This window comes from Kitasatospora sp. NPDC087861, from assembly GCF_044742585.1.
GTDB lineage: Bacteria > Actinomycetota > Actinomycetes > Streptomycetales > Streptomycetaceae > Kitasatospora.
The window spans coordinates 33,535-53,529 of sequence record NZ_JBIUUS010000027.1 but is presented as its reverse complement, the minus strand read 5'-3'; the positions used below and the strand labels follow the sequence as shown (position 1 = coordinate 53,529).

Below are 19,995 nucleotides of genomic sequence, written 5' to 3'. Positions count from 1 at the left end.
GTGGAACTCGTCACCTCAACCCCCTCCGACTTCCGGACCTTCATGGCCGGCTTCCCGAGCGGCGTCTCCATCGTCACCTCGCTGGACGACACGGCCCGGCCCTGGGGCATGACCTGCTCCGCACTGTGCAGCGTCACCGTCGAGCCGCCCACGCTGCTGGTCGGCATGCGGGCGGAGAGCCCGACCCTGAAGGCCGTGCTGCAGAGCGGCGCGTTCGCGGTGAACCTGCTGCACGCCGACGGCCGCGGCACCGCCGAACTGTTCGCCTCCGGTGACCCGGACCGGTTCGACACCACCACCTGGCGGCTGCCCCCCGGCGCCGGCGGACCCCACCTGGTCCGCGACGCCCACGCGGTGGCCGACTGCCGGGTCGGCCAGGTGGTCCCGGTCGGCGGCCAGCGGATGGTCTTCGGCGAGGTCGTCCGGATCACCGAGCTCAGCGACGCACCGCCGCTGCTCTACGGGAGGAGACAGTTCAGCACCTGGCCCGCCTGACCGAGCGTCCCCACAAGCCCCCCCAGACCACCGTTGCGGAGGAGAGATGACCGCTCAACCCACTGACGCGGACACACCGCAGGGCATACCCGCCCGCGACCAGGGCATCCAGCGCCACAGCGCGATGCCGGTCCGGAAGTACCGGCCCTACGAGGCGGTCGGCCTGCCCGACCGCGGCTGGCCGGGCCGCCGCGCGGAACAGGCCCCGCTGTGGTGCAGCGTCGACCTGCGCGACGGCAACCAGGCCCTGACGGACCCGATGGACATCGCCCGCAAGCGGCGGATGTTCGACCTGCTGGTCGACATGGGGTTCAAGGAGATCGAGGTCGGCTTCCCCACCGCCTCCCAGGACGACCACGCCTTCCTGCGCCACCTCGTGGACGCCGACGCGATCCCGGACGACGTCGTCGTCCAGGTCATGACGCCGATCCGCGGCGACTTCATCGAACGCACCGTCAAGGCCCTGGAGGGCGTGCCGCGTGCCGTCCTGCAGATCTTCCACCCCACCTCGGAGGTCCAGCGCCGCCTGGTCTTCCGCAAGGACCGCCGGCAGACCACCGCCATGGCGCTCGACGGCGCCGAACAGGCCCTCAAGCTCCAGGACTCGATCCCCGGCACGGAGATCTACCTGCAGTACGCGCCGGAGTCCTACACCCAGACCGAGCCGGACTACGCGCTCGAACTCTGCAACGCCGTCCTCGACTTCTGGGCCCCGCGGGCCGCGCACACGCTGCGGATCAACCTGCCCTCCACCGTCGAGGTGTTCCCGCCGCAGGAGTTCGCCGACCGGATCGAGTACACCCACCGCAACCTGCTGCACCGCGAGCGCACCATCCTCGGCGTGCACCCGCACAACGACCGCGGCAGCGGCGTCGCCGCCGCCGAACTCGCGGTCCTCGCCGGGGCCGACCGGGTCGAGGGCACCCTCTTCGGCAACGGCGAGCGCTCCGGCAACGTCTGCCTGGTCACCCTGGCCATGAACCTGTTCTCCCAGGGCGTCGACCCGATGCTGGACCTGCGCGACATCGACGGCATCCGCCGGATCGTCGAGAGCTGCAACCAACTGCCCGTCCACGCCCGCCACCCGTGGGCCGGCGACTTCGTCTACACCTCCTTCGCCGGCTCCCACCAGGACGCCATCGCCAAGGGCCTGCGCGCCCGCGAGGAGTCCGGCCAGGACGTCTGGGACGTGCCGTACCTGCCCATCGACCCGCGCGACATCGGCCGCGACTACCAGGCGTTGATCCGGATCAACACCCAGTCCGGCAAGGGCGGCATCGCCCACCTGCTGCGCACCGAGCACGGCATCGAACTGCCGCGCCGGCTCCAGATCGACTTCGCCGCCGAGATGCAGGCGGTCTGCGAGGAGCTCGGCGGCGAGATCACCGGCGAGCAGCTGTGGGAGCACTTCGTCGAGCGGTACGTGGCGCTGGGCACCGAGGTCGCGCCCGGCCTGCCGGAGGCGGAGCCACTCGTGGCGACGCCCGGGGCGGCCGCCGGGGCGGTGGCCGGCTACGGGCTCGACGCCGTCGTCCAGGGCCTCGCCGTGGCCCGGGCCGGCGCACCGCTGGACGCCGTCACCGCCGCCCTCGAAGTCGTCGTGGACTCCCGCTCGTACTGGGGGGTCGGCATCGCCGACGAGGAGGGCGAGGCCGTCGGCCGGGCCGTCCGCGCCGCGTGCCTGCGGGCGCTGCTGGACGCCGAGCCGACCGGACTGTCCTAGCACGAGCCGGGGGCGGGGGAGGAGGAGCCAAGCATGCCCTGGAACACCTTGATCGACGTGGCGCGGGAGGACGTGCTCCCGCTGACCGCCCAGATCCGGGACGGCATCAAGCGGGAGATCGCCGAGGGGGCGCTGCACCCCGGCACCCGGCTGCCGTCCAGCCGTCAGCTCGCCGAGGACCTGCGGGTCTCCCGCAGCGTCGTCGTCGAGGCCTACGGGCAGCTCGTCGCCGGCGGCTACCTGGAGGCGACCCGGGGGTCGGGCACCCGGGTCGCCACCCACCTGGACCGGGGCACCCGGATGCCGACCCTGCTCAGCGACGCCCGCCCCGCCCCGGTGGTCCGCTGGGACCTGCGGGCCGGCGGCGCCGACGCCTCCGCCTTCCCGCAGCGCGAGTGGCTGGCCGCCTACCAGCGGGCCGTGCGCCGGCTCGGCCCGCGCGACCTCGGCTACCCGCCGGTGTCCGGGGTCCCGGCACTGCGCGGCGAACTCGCCCGCTACCTCGGGCGGGCGCGCGGCGTGCACACCACCCCCGAGCACGTCATGGTGGTCTCCGGCTTCGCCCAGACGCTCGGCCTGGTCTGCGCCACGCTGCCGCGCACCGGCCTCACCGCGCTCGCGGTCGAGGACCCGTGCCACCCGCAACAGCGCCAGTTCATCGTCGAGTCGGGCCTGGACTGCCCCTCCGTGCCGGTCGACGAGCACGGCATCGACGTGGCCGCGCTGGCCCGCACCGGCGCCCGCGCGGTGCTGGTCACCCCCGCCCACCAGTTCCCCACCGGGGCCGTCCTCAGCGCCGAGCGGCGGGCCGCCCTGGTCCGCTGGGCGGAGGACGTCGACGGCTGGATCATCGAGGACGACTACGACGGCGACCTCTGGCTGGACCACGGCCGCCGGCCCACCGCACTGCAGCGGCTGGCCCCGTCCCGGGTGCTCTACGCGGGCACCGCGAGCAAGTCGCTGGCTCCGGGGATGCGGCTGGGCTGGCTGGTCGCCCCGCCCCGGCTGCGCCGCCGGCTGGAGGAGGTCCGCGCCCAACGGGACCTCGGCTGCGACGTGTTCACCCAGCACGCGTTCGCCGAGGTGCTGGACAGCGGCGAGCTCGACCGGCACCTGCGGCGCCAGCGCGAACGGCTGCGGGCCCGCCGCGAGGTCTTCCACGAGGCCGTCCGCCGCCGGCTGCCCGGGGCCCGGATCATCGGCGCCTTCGCCGGCCTGCACGCCTACGTCCAGCTCCCGCACCGGGTGGACGAGGCCGCGCTGGTGGCCCGGGCGCTGCGCCGCTCGGTGCTGGTGCGCGGCGCCCGCTCGTACCACCACCGGTCCTGGCAGTCCGGGCCGGCCCTGGTGGTGGGCTACGCCGGGGTGCCCCGCAGCGGCGTCGCCGAGGCGGTGCGCGAACTGGGGGAGGCCTACGCCGAGTCGGCGGCGGACGGCTGCCTGCGCAGCGCCTGAGCCGCGGTCCCGGACGGAGCGCGGCCCCGGACGGAGCGCGGCGGAGTGGTCGGAGTGGTTCGAGAGACACCGGAAAGTGAGGACACGTCATGGTGACGACGAGGACGGGGGGCGCCCCCGCGCCGCTCGCGGTCCGGGCGGCGGCCTGGCACCTCCCGGAGCACCGGGTGCCGGTCGGCGAGCTGCCGGAAGTGGAGGGCCTGGACGCCGAGCACAGGACCGTCCTGGCCGGCCTCGGGATCGACACCGTGGCCGTCGACCGCGACCTCGGGCCGACCGGGCTGGCCGAGCGGGCGGCCCGCAGCGCGCTCGCCCGCGCGGGGCTCGCCGCGCAGGACCTGTCCGCCCTGATCGTCGTCGACTCCCGGGCCCCCGAGACCCTGCTCAGCTCCGAGGCGACCCGGCTGCAGGCCCGGCTCGGCGCCGAACAGGCCGTCACCTTCGGGGTGGGCGGCCTGGGCTGCGTCTCGATCGGCCCGGCCCTGCTCGCCGCCCGCGGGCTGCTCGCCGCCGACCCGGACGTCCGGCACGTCCTGGTCGCCCACGCGTCCACCCCGGCCACCCCCGGCCGCTACCGGCACCCGGTCACCGTCAACGGCGACGCCGGGCAGGCCCTGCTACTCGCCCGCACCGGCCCGGCGCGGGTGCTGGACCTGGTCCAGGAGACCAACGGCGCGTACTGGGACCTCTTCCGGGTGGACTACCGGGACCGTCCCTGGGAGAGCTGGCAGGAGGAGTGCCGGGACCTGCCCGGCTACTCCTTCCGGCTCGCGGTGGAGACCAGGAACCGGCTCACCGCGCTCCTGGACCGCCTGCTGAAGCGGCACGGCCTGGACCGCGCCGACATCGCCGGATACGCCAGCCAGAACCTCTCGGCGGGCGGACTCCGCTTCCTGGCGGAGTCGCTGGGCGTCGAACTCCTGCCGGAGTGCCGGGAGAACCTGGCCCGGTACGGCCACCTGGGGCCGAACGACGTCTTCCTCAACCTCTGGACGGCGCTGGCGAACGGGCGGCTGGCCGAGGGCGACCGGGTCGTCCTGGTCAACGTCAGCCCGGTGGCGGCCTGGAACCTGCTGCTGGTGGAAATCGGACCCTGGGAGAGCACCGCGTGACCGACACGGCTATCGAGATACGGGAGTTCCTGACCGTCGCGCTGCGCCGGCCGGTGGCACCGGACGAGGACTACTTCGCGCTGGGGCTCGCGGACTCGCTGTTCGCGCTGGAACTGGTGGTCTTCGTCGAGGAGCGGTTCGACATCCGGATCGAGGTCGACGACCTCGACCTGGACTCCTTCCGCACCGCCGAGCGGATCGCCGCGCTGGTCGAGCGCAAGCGGGCCGGCCTGGCCACCGGCGGGGAGACGGGGGCCGGCCGTGCCACCCGCGGCTAGCGCCACCCGGCCCCCCACCCAGGACGCCCCGGCCGCCGCCCGGGTCGACGCCGCGGCCGAACTCGCCGCCGCCGTCCGGGGCGAGGCCGGCCGCTGGGACGAACACGGCGCGCTCCCGGACGAGGCCGTCCGCGCGGTGGCCGCCGCCGGGCTGCTCGGCCTCGACCTGCCCGCACGCCACGGCGGCGCCGGCGCCACCCCGGCCCAGCTGGGCGAGGCCGTGGCGCACCTGGGTGGCGTCTGCGGCGCCCTGCGCGCGCTGCTCACCGTCCAGGGCATGACGGCCGCGGCGCTGCTGCGCTGGGGCGGGGAGGCGCAGCGTGCCCACTGGCTGCCCGCCCTGGCGTCCGGCGACCGCCTGGCCGGCTTCGCCGCCACCGAACGGGAGGCCGGCAGCGCGCTCGCCGAGGTCGGCACGAGGATCGAGGACGACGGCGAGCAGGTGGTCGTCACCGGCGCCAAGCGGTGGGTGACCTTCGGGCAGAGCGCCGACGTGTTCCTGGTGCTGGGGCGCACCGACGCCGGCCCGACGGCCGTCCTGGTGGAGGGCGACCGGCCCGGGATCGTCCGCGAGCCGGTCACCGGCCAACTGGGCCTGCGCGCCGCGCGGATCGCCCACCTCACCTTCGACCGGGTGCGGGTGCCCCGGGAGAACCTGGTGGCGCCGCCCGGGCTGGGCCTGACCCACACCGCGGCGGTGGCGCTGGACCACGGCAGGTTCACCGTGGCCTGGGGCTGCGTCGGCATGGCCGAGGCCTGTCTGGCGGACGCCGCCGAGCACGCCGCGCGGCGGGTCCAGGGCGGCGCGCCGCTGGCCGACCACCAGCTGGTGCGCTCGCTGCTCGCCCGCTCGGCCGTCGACGCGGCGGGCGCCCGGGCGCTGGCCGAGCGGGCCGCCGAGGCCCGGGCCGGTTCGCCGCTGGGCGCCGCCACCGAGACGGTGGTCGCCAAGTACGCGGCGGCCGGCGCGGCGAAGGCGGTCGCCGACCGGGCCGTCCAGGTCCTCGGCTCGGCGGGCTGCGAACCCGGCAGCCGGGCGGGCCGGTTCTACCGGGACGCCAAGGTGCTGGAGATCATCGAGGGCAGCCCGCAGGTCGCCGAACTGCACATCGCGGAGCGCCTGTTGCGCCAGGGGGTGCGCGGATGACCGGGCCGGACCGGCCGACGGTCAAGATCCTGGTCTGGGACCTCGACGACACCCTCTGGGACGGCACTGTGCTGGAGGGCGACGACCCCGCGCCGTTCCCCGCCGCGACCGCCGCGCTGCGGGCGCTGGACGAGCGCGGCGTCCTGCATGCCGTCGCCAGCCGCAGCGATCCGGCGATCGCCGCCGCCCACCTGGAGCGGCTCGGACTGCACGAGCTGTTCACCGTGCTGGAGATCGGCTGGGGGCCCAAGTCGGGCGCGGTGCGGCGGATCGCCGAGGCCATCGGCATCGGACTGGACACCGTCGCCTTCGTCGACAACGACCCGGTCGAGCGCGCCGAGGTGGCCGCCGCCCACCCGGTGGTGCGCTGCTACCCGGCCGAGGAGGTCGCCGCCCTGGCCGAACGGCCGGAGTTCCGGCCGGAGTTCGTCACGGCCGACGCCCGGCTGCGCCGCCTGCGCTACCGCGGCGAGGCCCGCCGCGGGCAGGCCCGGGAGGAGCACCAGGGCACCCCCGAGGAGTTCCTGGCATCGCTGGGCCTGGAGTTGACGATCCGTCAGGCCGAGCCGGACGACCTCGCCCGGGCCCACGAACTCACCGTCCGCACCCACCAGCTCAACACCACCGGCCGGACCTACGGCCTGGCGGAGCTGCGCGCGCTGTGCGACTCGCCCGACCACCGGGTGCTGGTCGCCGAACTGACCGACCGGTTCGGCGAGTACGGCACCATCGGCCTCGCGCTGAGCGAGCGGACCCGGCACCGGGAGGGCGACGGGCCGGACGGGCCGGCCGAGGTCCTGCGCCTGCTGCTGCTGTCCTGCCGGGTGATGTCCCGGGGCATCGGGCCGGCGCTGATCGGCCACGTCGTGCGCGCCGCCCTCGCCGAAGGACGCCGCCCGCTGGCCGAGTTCGTCCCCACCGACGTCAACCGGGTGATGCTGGTGAACCTCCGGTTCGCCGGGTTCACCGTGGTCGGCCAGGAGGAGGGCGGCCGGCTGCTGCTCGGCTACCCGGCCGCCGCCCCGCCGCCCCCGGCGCCGGGCCACCTTCGGCTACTCACCCCGGGCCCGGGGGCGACCCCCGGCCCCCGCGATCCGCGCACCATGCCGTGACCAGGAAGGACGCCGTGCACCCGCAAGACAGTCAGGGCCCCGAGACCGCCGCGACCCCCTCGACCGCCGGGGCGGCCTCGCCCGACTCGACGGCCGGGGCCGCCGAGCGGATCCCGGTCGGGGTCGTCGGCGCCGGGACGATGGGCACCGCCGTCGCCCAGGTCTTCGCCTCGGCCGGGCACCCCGTGGTGGTGGTCGACCGGCACCGCGCCGCCCTCGACGCCGGTCCCCGCCGGCTGAACGACGGCCTGCGCGCCGCCCGACTGCTCGGCCGCCGACCGGCCCCGGGCGAGGACCGCCCGTCGGCGGAGCGGACGGCCGAACTGATCGACTGGACGGAGGAGTTCGATCGGCTCGCGGAGGTCGGATTCGTCGTCGAGTGCACCTCCGAGCGGCTCGCCGTCAAGGAGCAGGTGCTCGGGGAGCTCGACCGGGTCTGCGCCCCCGCCACGGTGTTCGCCTCCTGCACCTCGGCCATCCCGGTCGCGCGGCTCGCCTCCTACACCGACCGGGCCGACCGGGTGCTCGCCACCCACTTCATGAACCCCGCCTACCTCAAGGAGACCGTCGAGGTCGTCCGCGGCCCCGCCACCACCGCCCGGACCCTGGAGACCACCCTCGCGCTGCTCGCCGGGGTCGGCCGCAGCGCCCACGTCGTCCTCGACGCGCCGGGGTTCGTCTCCAACCGGGTGCTGATGCCGATGGTCAACGACGCGGCCGCCCGGGTGCAGGAGGGCGTCGCCAGCGCGGAGACCGTCGACCTGATCTTCCAGGAGTGCTTCGGCCACGCCATGGGCCCGCTGCGCACCGCCGACCTGATCGGGCTGGACACCATCGTGGACACCCTCGACGTCCTGCTGGAGACCACCGGCGACGAGCGCTACCGGCCCTGCGAGCTGCTGCTCGACCTGGTGCGGCGCGGACACCTCGGCCGCAAGACCGGGCTGGGCTTCCACGCCTACGGGGCGCGCCCGTGACCGCCGGCCGGCCGGCCCCGGACGTGCTCGACCTGATCCGGGAGCGGTTCCGCGCGGTGCCCGACGGGATCGCCGTCGTGGTCGGCGGGGATCGACGGACGTACCGTCAACTCGACGTCGGGAGCCGGGTGCTGGCCGACCGGCTGGCCGCCGCCGGGGCCGCCCCCGGCCAGGTCGTCCTGGTGTACCGGCGCCAGGGCGTGCGCACCGTCGTCGGCATGCTGGCCGCGCTGCGGCTGGGCGCGGCCTGGTGCGTCCTGGAGCCCGAGCGGCCCGCCGCGATGGTCCGCGGGCTGCTGCGCGACAGCGGCTGCGCCGTCCTGGTGTACGACGACGGTGACCCGGCCACCCCGCCCGCCGCCGTCCGGGAGCTCACGGCCGGCTGCGGGCAGCCGGTCACGGCAGTGGCGGAGGCGGCGCAGGCGGGTGCCGTCGCGGTGGCCGGGCGGCCGGACGCCGCGGTGCCCCCGAACGCGCCCGCCTACGCCGTCACCACCTCGGGGACCACCGGGGAGCCCAAGTCCGTCCTGGTCTCCCGGGGCGCGCTGGCCCAGCTGGTCGCCTCCCGCGACGAGGACCCCGCCGCGACCACCTTCACGGCCTCCCGGCTCTCCTGGGACGGGCCGCTGCTGATGCTGTTCCACACCCTCTGCGGCGGCGGCACCGCGGTGCTGCCGGACGAGCGGGCGCTGCCCGACCCGGAGGCGGCCGCCGGGCTGGTCCGGCGCCACCGGGTCGAGGTGGCGGTCTGCCCGCCCTCCTTCCACCGGCTGATGCTGCCGCACCTGGCCGGCGCCGACGCCCACCTGCGCCGGTGGATCCTCGGCGGGGAGGCGCTGCCGGCCGCGCAGGCCGAACGGCACCGGGCTGCCCTGCCGGGCACCCGGCTGCTCAACGAGTACGGCGCCACCGAGACCACCGTGACCGTGGTCGCCCACCCCGTCCCGCCCGCACCGGCCGACCCCGTCCCGATCGGACGGCCCACCGCGGGGGCCCGGATCCACCTGCTGGACGAGCGGCTGGCCCCGGTGCCGCCCGGGCGGGCCGGCGAGCTGTACGTGGCGGGCCCGCAGGTCGCCGAGGGGTACGCCGGGCGCGCAGGGGAGACCGCGCTGCGGTTCGTCCCGGACCCGTTCGCCACCGCCCCCGGCGCCCGGATGTACCGCACCGGCGACCTCGCCGCCGCCGACGCCACCGGGGCCCTGGTGTTCCGGGGCCGGGCCGACGGGCAGCTCAAGGTGCGCGGCGTCCGGGTCGAGCGGGAGGCGGTGGAGGCGGCGCTGGAACGCCACCCCGCCGTCCGGCAGGCCGCCGTGCTCGCCGTCGCCGCGCCGGACGGCGGCACCGCGCTGGCCGCCTTCTGGGCCCCGGCCGATCCCGGCGCGCCCGCTCCGGCCACCGGCGACCTGATCGCGCACTGTGCGGCCCTGGTCGGCGGGCCGGCCGTGCCGGAGCGGTTCGTCCGGGTCGCCGCCTTCCCGCTCGCGCCGTCCGGCAAGGCCGACCTCAGGGCGCTGCGCGCGCTGCTGCCCGAGGAGCCGGCGCCGGTGGCGGCGGCAGGCGACGGCGGCGCCCGGCAGGTGGTGACGGGCTTCTGGACCGAGGTCCTCGGACACGGCGACTTCGGCCCCGAGGACGACTTCTTCGCCGTGGGCGGCAACTCGCACCGGGTGGTCGACCTGCACCTGCGCCTCGAACGCGCCTGGCCCGGCGCCGTCCGGGTCGGCCGGCTCTTCGACCTGCGCACCGTCGCCGACCAGGCCGCGGCCGTCGACACCGCCACCGCCACCGCCCCGACCCCCGGCCCGCCGCACGGCGCCCCCGTGCCCGGCGCCGCGTACGAAGTCTGACGACCGGACGAACGGACGACCGTGCACCGAGCCCGACGAACCGGAGCAGTGACCGTGACCAGGACCCCCGCGACGGAGCCCCGCGACACCGACATCGCCATCGTCGGCATCGGGGCCCGCTTCCCCGACGCCGACGACCTGGCGGCCTTCCGGGCCAACCTGGCGGCCGGGCGCGACTCGGTCGGCGACATGCCTGCCGAGCGGGCCGCCGCCACCGGACTCGACCCGGACGCGCGCTACCTGCCGATGGGCCACCTCGCCGACGTCCACACCTTCGACCACGCCTTCTTCGGCCTCTCCCGGCGCGAGGCCGCCCTGATGGACCCCCAGCAGCGGATCGCGCTGGTCCTCGCCCACCAGGCCGTCGAGGACGCCGGCTACGCGGCGAACGCCCTGCGCGCCCACCCGGTCGCCGTGGTGCTCAGCGCCGCCGCCTCCGGCTACCAGGCCGCCGCCACCGAGCCCGGCCCGCTCAGCGCACTCGGGAACGTCCCCTTCGCGCTGCCTGCCCGGATCGCCCACGTGCTCGGCTTCGAAGGTCCCTGCTACGCCGTCGACACCGGGTGCAACAGCTCGCTCGTCGCCGTCCACCAGGCCTGCCGCGAACTGCGCGACGGCGAGGCCGAGTACGCGCTCGCCGGCGGCTTCAGCGTGCGCCCCGGCGGCCTGCCCGCCCGGCTGACCGAGGGCATGACCGAACTCGTCTCCCCGAGCGGGCGTTGCCGGGCCTTCGACGCCGACGCCGACGGCACCGCCAACGGCGAGGGCGGCGCCGTCCTGCTGCTCACCACCCTCGGCCGGGCCCGCGCGGACGGCGCTCCCGTGCACGCGGTGATCCGTGGCAGCGCCGTCCGGCACAACGGCCGGGCGGCCGCCACCATCAGCACCCCGAGCGCGCCCGCGCACGCGGCGGTGATCGGCGCCGCCTGGCGTGCCGCCGGGCTCGACCCCGCCCTGGCCGGCTACCTGGAGGCGCACGGCTCCGGCACCCGGCTCGGCGACGCGGTCGAACTGGAAGGCCTGGCCCAGGTGTTCGGCCCGCTCGGCTTCGGCGCGCACGGCCGGCGGCTGCCGATCGGTTCGGTGAAGACCAACGTCGGCCACCTCGACCACGCGGCCGGGATCGCCGGCCTGGTGAAGGCCGTCCTCGCGGTCGGCCACGGCGAGCTCTACCCCTCGCTGCACTTCCGCCGCCCCGTCGACGAGGCCGCCCTGGAGCCGGTCGAGGTGGTCACCGGCCTGCGGCCCTGGGAGGGCGAGGAGCGGATCGCCGGGGTCAGCTCGTACAGCCTGGGCGGGATCAACGCTCACTGCGTGGTCCAGCGGCCGCCCGCCCCGCCCGCCCCGCCTGCGCCGGCGGCCGCGACCGCCCCGCGCCCGGCCCGGCTGGTCGGCGTCTCGGCGCGCAGCCGCTCCGCGCTGGCCCGGCTCTGTGCGGACCTGGGCGCCGCGCTGGCCGCCTCGACCGCCGAGCTCGACGACGTGGCGTTCACCCTCAACTCCGGGCGCAACCGCCACGAGCACCGGGTGGCCGTGCCGGCCCGGGACACCGCCGACCTCGGTCGCAAGCTCGCCGAGCGGGCCACCCGGCCGGGCGGGTCGGCCGACGACGCCCCGTACGGCAGCCGGACCAGGCCGCCCGCCGTCTGCCTGCTGCTCTCGCCGGACGCCGCCCCCGACGCCCCCGCCCCGGCGCCGCTGCCCGCCGAACTCCCCGCCGCCGGGCCGCAGGCCGCGCTGCTGGCGGGCCAACTGGCCGTCCATCGAGAGCTGGTGCGCAGCGGCGTCCCGGTCGACACGGTGCTGAGTAGCGGCGTCTCCCGCTACGCGGCCCGGCACCTGCTCGGCACCCTCACCGCCGAGGACAGCCGGGAGCTCGCGGCCGGGGCCGAGGCCGCGCCGCCGGACCGGGAACGGCTCGTCGCGGCCGCCGAGCGGCTCGCCGCCGCCGGACCGGTGGTGTTCGTCGACCCGGGCCCCGACGGCGTCCTCGGGCGGCTGCTCGCCGAGCGGTTCGGCCCGCAGGGGCAGGACGGCGCACGGCTGGTGACGGCGACCGCGTCGGACGGCGGCTTCGCGGCGCTGCTCGGGCGGTTGTACGAGGCCGGCGTCGACCTGGACTGGTCCGCGCTCGGCCCCGCCCCCGGCAGCGCCCGTCGCCTGCGTCTGCCGGGGCACCCGCTGGCCGCGACCCCGTGCTGGATCCGGCCGCCGGCCGTACCGGCGGCGCCCGCCGTACCTGCTGCGCCGACCGCTCCCGCCGGGCCCGTCCCGGCGCCGAGCGGGTCCGGCGGCGACGAGGACCCGGAGCCCTGGCTCGCCGGGGTCCTGGGCGAACTGCTGCACAGCGACCGGCCGTTGGGTCCGGACGCCGACTACTTCGAGCTCGGCGGCAACTCCATCATCGCCCTCCAGCTCGCCGACCGGATCCAGACCCGGTACGGCTTCCGGCCCCGGCTGCTCGACGTCTACGAGCACCCCGCCGTCGGCGCGTTCGCCCGGCTCATCCGCCGCCGGGCCGGAGCCCCGGCGGCGGACGTCCTGCCGCCGATCGTCCCGCGCGGCACCCCCGTCACCTCCTTCGGCCAGGACCGCATCTGGTTCCACCACCAGCTCGACCCGGACACCACGCTCTACAACCTGCCGATGGTCAGCCAGGTCAGCGGCCCGTTCCACGTCGACGCCGTCCGCGGCATGTGGCACGACCTGATAGCGCGCCACGAGGTGCTGCGCTCCAACTTCGCCGAGGAGGACGACGAGCCGGTGCTGCACGTCCGCCCGGAGCCCGGGGACTTCTTCGTCTTCCGGGACGTCTCGGGGGAGCCGGACCCGCTCGCCGCCGCCCGGGAGCTGGTCCGGCAGGCCGCCGAGTACCGCTTCGACCTCGCCCACGACCCCCTGGTGCGGGTGCTCGTGGTCCGGATGGCACCCGAGGAGCACGTGCTCCAGGTGACCATGCACCACGCGGTCAACGACGGCGCCTCGCCGCGGATCTTCGAGCGCGAGCTGCCCGAGCTGTACGCCGCCCGCCGGGAGGGCCGCCCGCACCGCCTCGCGCCGCTGCCGATCCAGTTCGCCGACTACGCGGCCTGGCAGCGCGAGCTGGTGGCCGGCCCGGCCCTGGAGCGCGAACTCGCCTACTGGTGCGAGACCCTGAGCGCCGCCCCGGTGCTGCGACTGCCCACCGACCAGCCGCGCCCGGCCCGCCGGGACTACGCCGGCGACCTGGTGGTGTTCACCGTGGACGCGGCACTGATGCGCGAGCTGCGCCGGCTCGCGGCGGACCACTCGGTGACCCTCTTCGTGGTCCTGCTCGCCGGCTTCTACCTCCTGCTGGCCCGCCGCAGCGGGCAGGACGACCTGGTCGTCGGCACCCCGACCACCGGGCGCAACCGGCCCGAACTGGAGGGCCTGATCGGCTTCTTCAACAGCACCGTGGCGCTGCGCGCCGACCTGTCCGGCGCCCCGTCGGTGGCCGGCTTCCTGCACCGGGTGCGCGCCGTGGTGCTGGAGGCCCTGGAGCACCAGGAGGTGCCCTTCGACCGGGTCGTCCAGGCCCTGACGGACGAGCGCGATCCGGGCCGGAGCCCGCTGTTCGACGTGTTCTACGTGCACCAGGACCTGCCGCCGATCCAGCAGATCCTGGGCACCTCGACCGGGTACTTCGACATCGGGCACAACGCCGGCAACCTGTTCGGCGGACTGCCGGCGGGCACCGCCAAGTTCGACCTCACCCTGATCACCTCCGACCGGATCGGCGACGAGGCCATGGACGCCTGCCTGGAGTTCAGCACCCAGCTGTTCACCGCGGCGACGGCGCGCGGGTTCGTCGAGGAGTACACGGCGCTGCTCCGCGAACTCACCGCCGCCGACGGCGAGTCGCCGCTCTCCCCGCTGTGGGCCGGGGCGCCGGCGGCCGACCCCGCCGACGCGGTTCCGGCCGGTCTCCCCGGTCCGGTCCGGCTCGACATCCCCACCGACCGCCCCCGCCCGGACCGCGCCGACCACACCGAACGCAGCGTCACCGTCCCGGTCGACGAGCCGCTGCGCGCCGCGATCGCCCGGTTCGGCCCGCACCCGGACCGGGTGCTGCGGGCCGGCTGGCTGGTGCTGCTCTCGTGGATCTCCGGACAGGACGAGGTGGCCGTCGGCCTGCCCGGCGGCTCCCTGCTGCGGGCCGACCTCGCCGACGAGCCCGGCTTCGCCGACCTGGTCGGGCGGACCGCCGTCGAGGGGACGACCGGCGCCGCAGCCCAGCTCCCGGTCCGCTCCCGGGGCGCCGACGGCAGCGGGCCGGGCGGGGCCGAACTCGACCTGGGCTGGCGGGAGGGGACCGGCCCCGGCCCCGCCGCCCTGACCGTCCACTACGCCCCGGAACTCTTCGACCCGGCGACCGCGACCGGCTTCGCCACCGGGCTGCGCGAGCTGCTGCGCGGCCTGCTGGCCGAGCCCGACCGCCCGGTCCACGACGTGGCGGCCGAACATGCCGACCCTACGGCCGAGCCGACCGACGCCGACGCGCCCGAGGCCGTGACCCCGCAGACCGACGACGACACCGTGAGGGCCCGATGAGCAGCTCCGCCGCCACCCCGCTCGACGCCGCCCGGCGAGCCGTCCTGCGGGACACCCCGTCCCTGCCCGCCGACTGCGTGGCGCGCCTGGTCCGGTTCGAGGGCCGGGTCGAGCCGGAGCGGCTGCGCCGCGCGGTGGCCGGGTCCCTGGCCGAACGGCCCGGTCTGTACGCCACCTTCCGGGCCTCCGGCGAGGCCGGCCGGCTGCGTCCGGCGGGCGCGGGCCCGGCGCCCGTGGTCGAGGTGCTGGACCTCGGCCCGGAGGAGCCGGACGGCTGGCTCGCGGCCGAACTCGTCCGCCCGCTGGACCTGGTGGGCGGGCCGTTGGTGCGCCACGTGCTGATCCGCGAGCCCGGCGGCGCCCTCGCCTGGTTCCTGCGCCACCACCGGCTGGTCGACGACGACGCGGGCCTGGCCGCGGTGGTCCGCCGGGCCGCGGAGCTGTACGCGGACGGGGGTGACCCCCTCCCGCCGAAGGCCGAGAACCGCACCGCCGAGAACCGCACCGCCGAGAACCGCCCCGCCGACCGTGCCTACTGGCAGGAGGTGGTGGCCGGGCTGTCCGCGCCCGAGCCCGCCGCCGCCCGGCCCGCCGGCGCGCTCGCGCCGCCGGCCGATCTGCCCTGGCTGCCGGTGGCCGGCCCGGCCGCGTTGGCCCGGGTGGCCCGGGCCGGTGGCGCGGGGCCCGGGGCCGTGCTGCTCGGCGCCGCCGCCGTGGCCGCGCACCGGCTGACCGGCGTACCGGAGTTGCTGCTCGGGCACTGGCTGGAGGCGCCCGGCCCCGGCGGCCGCGGTCTGGTCGTGCCGGTGCGCCTCGCCGTGACCCCGGAGCTGACCTTCACCGAGGTGGTCCGGCGGGCCGGCCGCGCGCTGCGCGGGGCCCGTCGGCACGGCCACCGTCCGGACCTGGACCTGCCCTGGTCCGCCGCGTCCGGGTACGGCCTGGTCACCGGCCTCGCCGACAGCGCCGAGCGGGTGGCGTTCGGCGCCGAGGCCGTGGCCGTCCTGGCCCGCGCCTGGGGCGAGCCGGTGGACGGCCGGTTCCTGCGCGCGGACCCGGCCCCGGGGGCGTGGCGGGTCGCCGTCGGCGGCCACGGCGCCGATGCCGCGGAGCACCGCCGGATCGTCCGGCTGCTGGAGCGGCTGGCGGCCCGGCCGGACGAGCCGGTGCACTCCTTCGACGTGGCGGGCCCGGACGAGCTCGCCGTGGTGGGGAAGGCCAACGCCACCGACCGGGCGGTGCCCGAGACCACCGTGCCCGAGGCCTTCGCCGCCCAGCTGGCGCGGACCCCCGACGCCGTCGCGGTGCGTGGCCGTGGCGCGGTGCTGGACTACGCGGCGCTGGACGAACGGTCCGAGCGGATCGCCCGGCGGCTCGCCGGCCTCGGCGTCGGCCGCGAGGACGTCGTCGCGGTGCTGCTGCCCCGCACCCCCACCCTGGTCGCGGCCGTGCTGGGCGTGCTGAAGGCCGGCGCCGCCTACCTGCCGGTGGATCCGGGCCACCCGCAGGGCCGGGTGGCGTTCCTGCTCGCGGACACCCGCCCCCGGGCGGTGCTGACCACGGCGGAGCTCGCCGCCGCCCTCCCGGCGCCGACCGCCGACGGCCCGACCGTCGTCCTGCTCGACGACGAGGGCACGCGGAACGGCACGTTCGCCGAGGCCGCACCCGCCCGCCCGCTGCCCGGCAACGCGGCGTACGTCATCCACACCTCCGGCTCCACCGGGACGCCCAAGGGCGTGGTGGTCACCCACCGCGCCGTGGCCAACCTCGCCGCGTGGGCGGCGGCCGAGCTCGGCCCCGAGGCCTTCTCCCGGGTGCTCGGCGCCACCTCGCTCTCCTTCGACCTGTCCGTCTTCGAGCTCCTGGTGCCGCTGTTCGTCGGTGGCAGCGTCGACCTGGTCGACAACCTGCTGGCGCTGCTGGAACGCCCGGACTGGTCCGGCAGCCTGGTCAACACCGTGCCGTCGGTGTACCAGCAGGTCGCCCGGGCCGAGTGGGTACGCGAGCGGGCGCAGACCTACGTGTTCGCCGGCGAGCCGCTGCCCGCCGCACTGGTCCGCCTGGTGCACGCCCGCAACCCGCAGGCCCGGGTGCTCAACCTCTACGGGCCCACCGAGGCCGTCGTGTACGCCACGGCCGGGGCGTGTCCGCCCGGTGTGCCCGGGGAGCCGTCGATCGGCGTGCCGGTCGGCAACGTGCGGGCCCACGTCCTCGACCCGGCCCTGCGGCCCGCGCCGCTGGGCGTCGCCGGCGAGCTCTACCTGGCCGGCGACTACCTGGCCCGGGGCTACGCCCACCGGCCCGGTGCCACCGCCGTGCGCTTCCTCCCCGATCCGTTCGGCCCGCCCGGCGCCCGGATGTACCGCACCGGGGACCTGGCCCGCTGGAGCGCCGCCGGGGAGCTGGAGTACCTCGGCCGGACCGACCACCAGGTGAAGGTCCGCGGCCACCGGATCGAACTCGGCGAGATCGAGGCCCGGTTGACGGCCCTGGCCGGTGTCCGGCAGGCGGTGGTGGTCGCCACCGACGACGGCGAGGGCGACCGTCGGACCACGGCCTTCCTGGTGGCCGACGAGGGCCACCCGGCCGATCCGGAGGGTGTCCGGGCCGCGTTGCGCGCGGAACTGCCCGCACCGGTCGTGCCGGCCGCACTGGTCTTCCTCGACGCCCTTCCGACCAACACCAGCGGCAAGACCGACCGGACCGCGCTCGCTGCCCTGGCGGCCGCGCCCGAGACCCGGTCGGAGACCCGCGCGGTCGCAGGCGCTACGCGTACCCAGGTGCTGCGTGAGCTCTTCGCCGGCGTGCTCGGCCTGCCCGACGTCGGCCCGGACGACAGCTTCTTCGTCCTCGGCGGCGACAGCATCCGCTCCATCAAGCTGCTCCGCCGGGCCCGCCGGGCCGGGCTGGCGCTCGCCCCGGAGGACGTGTTCGCGCACCCGACCCCGGCCGGACTCGCGGCGGTCGCCACCCCGCTCAACCCGGCCGCCCCCGGCCGGCCCGCCGAAGGCGAGCTGCTCCCGCTGGACGCCGCCGAACGCGCCTGGCTGCAGGCCCGGTTCCCGGGCCACCGGGACGTGCTGCCGCTGACCCCGCTCCAGGAGCGGCTGCTCTTCTCCCCGTACGGCCACGGCCACGGCGGCGGCGACGCCTACGTGATGCGGCTGTGGATGGACCTCGACGGGCGGCTCGACCCGGTGGCACTGCGCGGGGCCGTCGAGGCGTTCTGCCGCCGCCACCCGAACCTGTCGGCCGGGTTCGTCCGCCTCCCCGGCGGCCGCCCGGTCCAGGTCGTGCCGGACCGCCTCCCGCCGTTCACGGAGGTGGACCTCAGCGGTCTGGCGCCGGCCGAACAGGAGGCGGAGACCGAGCGGTTGGCCGCCGAGGACCGCACCACCCGCTTCGACCCGGCCGACCCGCCGCTGATCCGCTTCACCCTGCTGCGGCTCGGACCGGAGCGGTACCGCCTGGTGCTGGTCGCCCACCACACCCTGATCGACGGCTGGTCCAACCAGCTCCTCCTGCCGGAGCTGTTCACGCTGTACCGCGACCCGGCCGGGCTGGCCGAGCCGGTGCCGCTGCGCGACCACCTGGCCTGGCTGGCGGGCCGGGACCACGAGGCCGCCCGCCGCGCGTGGCGCGAAGCCCTGGCCGAGCCGCTCGAACCCACCCTGGTGGTGCCGGCCGGGCTGCCGCCCGCCACCGGCTGGCCGGGCCGCCGCCACCGGCTCCTGGGCGGGCCGCGCACCGAGCGGCTCGGCGCCCTCGCGGCCCGACTGGGTGTCACCCTCAACACCGTGCTGCAGGCCACCTGGGCGCTGATGCTGGCCGAGCGGACCGGCCGCCCCGACGTGGTGTTCGGGATCATCGTCTCCGGCCGCTCGCCCGAGCTACCGGGTTCCGAGTCCGTCATGGGGTTCCTGATCAACACCCTGCCGCTGCGGATCACCCTGCGGGAGGACGAGTCGCTGGCCGGGCTGCTGACCCGGGTCCAGCGCGAGCAGGCCCGGATGATCGCCCACCAGCACCTGGGAATCCCCGAGATCCAGCGGGCGACCGGGCTCGGCGAGATCTTCGACACCGTCATGGTGTACGAGAACTTCCCGCAGTCCGGCGACCAGAGCGACGCGCTCCCGGGGGTGCGGATCTCCGCCTCCGGCAGCGAGACGGCCGCGCACTACCCGCTGACGCTGATGGCGATACCGCGCGACGGCGGGCTGGAGCTCGACGTCCTGCACCGCGAGGACGTCGTCGACGTCGAGGGTGCCGACGCCCTGCTGGCCCGGGCGCTGGAGCTGCTCGACACCCTCACCGCCGAACCCGGCACCGCCGTCGGCGCCCTCGGCCTGCTCAGCCCCTGGCCCGCGGCCGCCGGGCCCGCCCCGGTGCGCACGGCCGACCCCGCCCCGGCGCGCACGGCCGACCCCGCCGAGGCGGCCGACGGCCCGGAGCCCATGCTGGCCCCCCTGCTGGCGCTGCGCTCGACCGGCACCGGGGCACCGCTGTTCTGCGTGCACGCGGCCGCCGGGATCGGCTGGACGTACGGGGCACTGCTGGGGCCGCTCGGCGATCGGCCGCTCTACGCCCTGCAGTCCCGCGGCCTCGACGGCCGGGGCCCGCTGCCGGCCAGCGTGGAGGAGGTGGCCGAGGACTGCCTGCGGGAGATCCGCGCCGTCCAGCCCGAGGGGCCCTACCACCTGCTCGGCTGGTCGTTCGGCGGCCTGGTCGCCTACGCCGTGGCCACCCGGCTGCAGGAGCAGGGTGCGGAGGTGGGGCTGCTCGCCCTGCTCGACAGCTACGTGCTCGCCGACCTGCCCGCCCGGACGGCGGCCGAGGTCCTGGAGGAACAGGGCCAGGTCCGCAACGCCCTGCTGCGGCTGGCCGGCGTCGACCGCCCCGCCGACGCGCCCGCGCCGACCGCCGAGGAGTTCCTCGCACTCGCCGGGAAGTCCGAGTCCCCGCTCTCCGTCTTCTCCGAACGCCACCTGACCGCGCTCGCCGAGGTCTACGACAACAACGTCCGGCTCGGCCGGGCCTACCGTCCCGGCCGGTTCCACGGCGACCTGCTCCTGATCGAGGCCGTCCCCGAGACCAGCGGGCCCGTCCAGGACCCGGAGAGCTGGCTGCCCTACCTGGGCGGGCGGCTGCTGCGGCACCGGACCGACCACGGCCACCAGGACCTCGGCGGCCCGGCCGCCCTGGTCGACCTCGCCCCGGCGCTGCTCGACCGGCTCGGCGATCCGGCCGGGCCGCGCGGCCCGGAAAGGAACTGAC

Annotated in this window: 11 protein-coding genes; all 11 read left to right on the top strand. The window is 76.8% G+C overall.

Going from position 1 to position 19,995, the window contains the following annotated elements; all coding sequences use genetic code 11:
* The 11 genes from ACIOJE_RS30640 to ACIOJE_RS30590 all read left to right on the top strand — a co-directional run bounded on the left by ACIOJE_RS30640 (position 1) and on the right by ACIOJE_RS30590 (position 19,994).
* On the top strand, positions 1-495 hold the full coding sequence (locus ACIOJE_RS30640) for a flavin reductase family protein (protein ID WP_280684675.1): 495 nt from the start codon (positions 1-3) through the stop codon (positions 493-495).
* A 46-nt stretch (positions 496-541) separates the two neighbouring features.
* Positions 542-2,218 (top strand): 2-isopropylmalate synthase, encoded by a 1,677-nt coding sequence (locus ACIOJE_RS30635; protein WP_400780650.1) that lies wholly within the window; start codon positions 542-544, stop codon positions 2,216-2,218.
* A 33-nt stretch (positions 2,219-2,251) separates the two neighbouring features.
* A complete protein-coding gene (locus ACIOJE_RS30630; protein ID WP_280684673.1) occupies positions 2,252-3,673 on the top strand; it encodes a PLP-dependent aminotransferase family protein in 1,422 nt (473 codons plus the stop codon).
* Positions 3,674-3,762: 89 nt separating this feature from the next.
* Complete coding sequence (locus ACIOJE_RS30625) at positions 3,763-4,785, top strand: 3-oxoacyl-[acyl-carrier-protein] synthase III C-terminal domain-containing protein (protein ID WP_280684672.1); 1,023 nt, start codon at positions 3,763-3,765, stop codon at positions 4,783-4,785.
* Complete coding sequence (locus ACIOJE_RS30620) at positions 4,782-5,063, top strand: phosphopantetheine-binding protein (protein ID WP_400780647.1); 282 nt, start codon at positions 4,782-4,784, stop codon at positions 5,061-5,063. The genes ACIOJE_RS30625 and ACIOJE_RS30620 overlap by 4 nt, the downstream gene beginning before the upstream one ends.
* Positions 5,047-6,210: an acyl-CoA dehydrogenase family protein gene (locus ACIOJE_RS30615; protein ID WP_400780645.1), complete on the top strand. Its 1,164-nt coding sequence runs from the start codon at positions 5,047-5,049 to the stop codon at positions 6,208-6,210. Before ACIOJE_RS30620 ends, ACIOJE_RS30615 begins: the two co-directional genes overlap by 17 nt.
* Positions 6,207-7,322, top strand: a complete 1,116-nt coding sequence (locus ACIOJE_RS30610; RefSeq protein WP_400780641.1) for an HAD-IIIC family phosphatase — start codon at positions 6,207-6,209, stop codon at positions 7,320-7,322. Before ACIOJE_RS30615 ends, ACIOJE_RS30610 begins: the two co-directional genes overlap by 4 nt.
* Before the next feature lie 110 nt (positions 7,323-7,432).
* The gene (locus ACIOJE_RS30605; RefSeq protein WP_280684700.1) at positions 7,433-8,299 is read left to right on the top strand and encodes a 3-hydroxyacyl-CoA dehydrogenase family protein; all 867 of its coding nucleotides are present in this window, start codon (positions 7,433-7,435) and stop codon (positions 8,297-8,299) included.
* Positions 8,296-10,149: a non-ribosomal peptide synthetase gene (locus ACIOJE_RS30600; RefSeq protein WP_400780640.1), complete on the top strand. Its 1,854-nt coding sequence runs from the start codon at positions 8,296-8,298 to the stop codon at positions 10,147-10,149. The genes ACIOJE_RS30605 and ACIOJE_RS30600 overlap by 4 nt, the downstream gene beginning before the upstream one ends.
* 54 nt (positions 10,150-10,203) lie before the next feature.
* Positions 10,204-14,721, top strand: coding sequence for a condensation domain-containing protein (locus ACIOJE_RS30595; protein ID WP_400780637.1), 4,518 nt, complete (start codon positions 10,204-10,206; stop codon positions 14,719-14,721).
* The gene (locus ACIOJE_RS30590) at positions 14,718-19,994 is read left to right on the top strand and encodes an amino acid adenylation domain-containing protein (protein ID WP_400780635.1); all 5,277 of its coding nucleotides are present in this window, start codon (positions 14,718-14,720) and stop codon (positions 19,992-19,994) included. The genes ACIOJE_RS30595 and ACIOJE_RS30590 overlap by 4 nt, the downstream gene beginning before the upstream one ends.
* Position 19,995 lies beyond the last annotated feature (1 nt).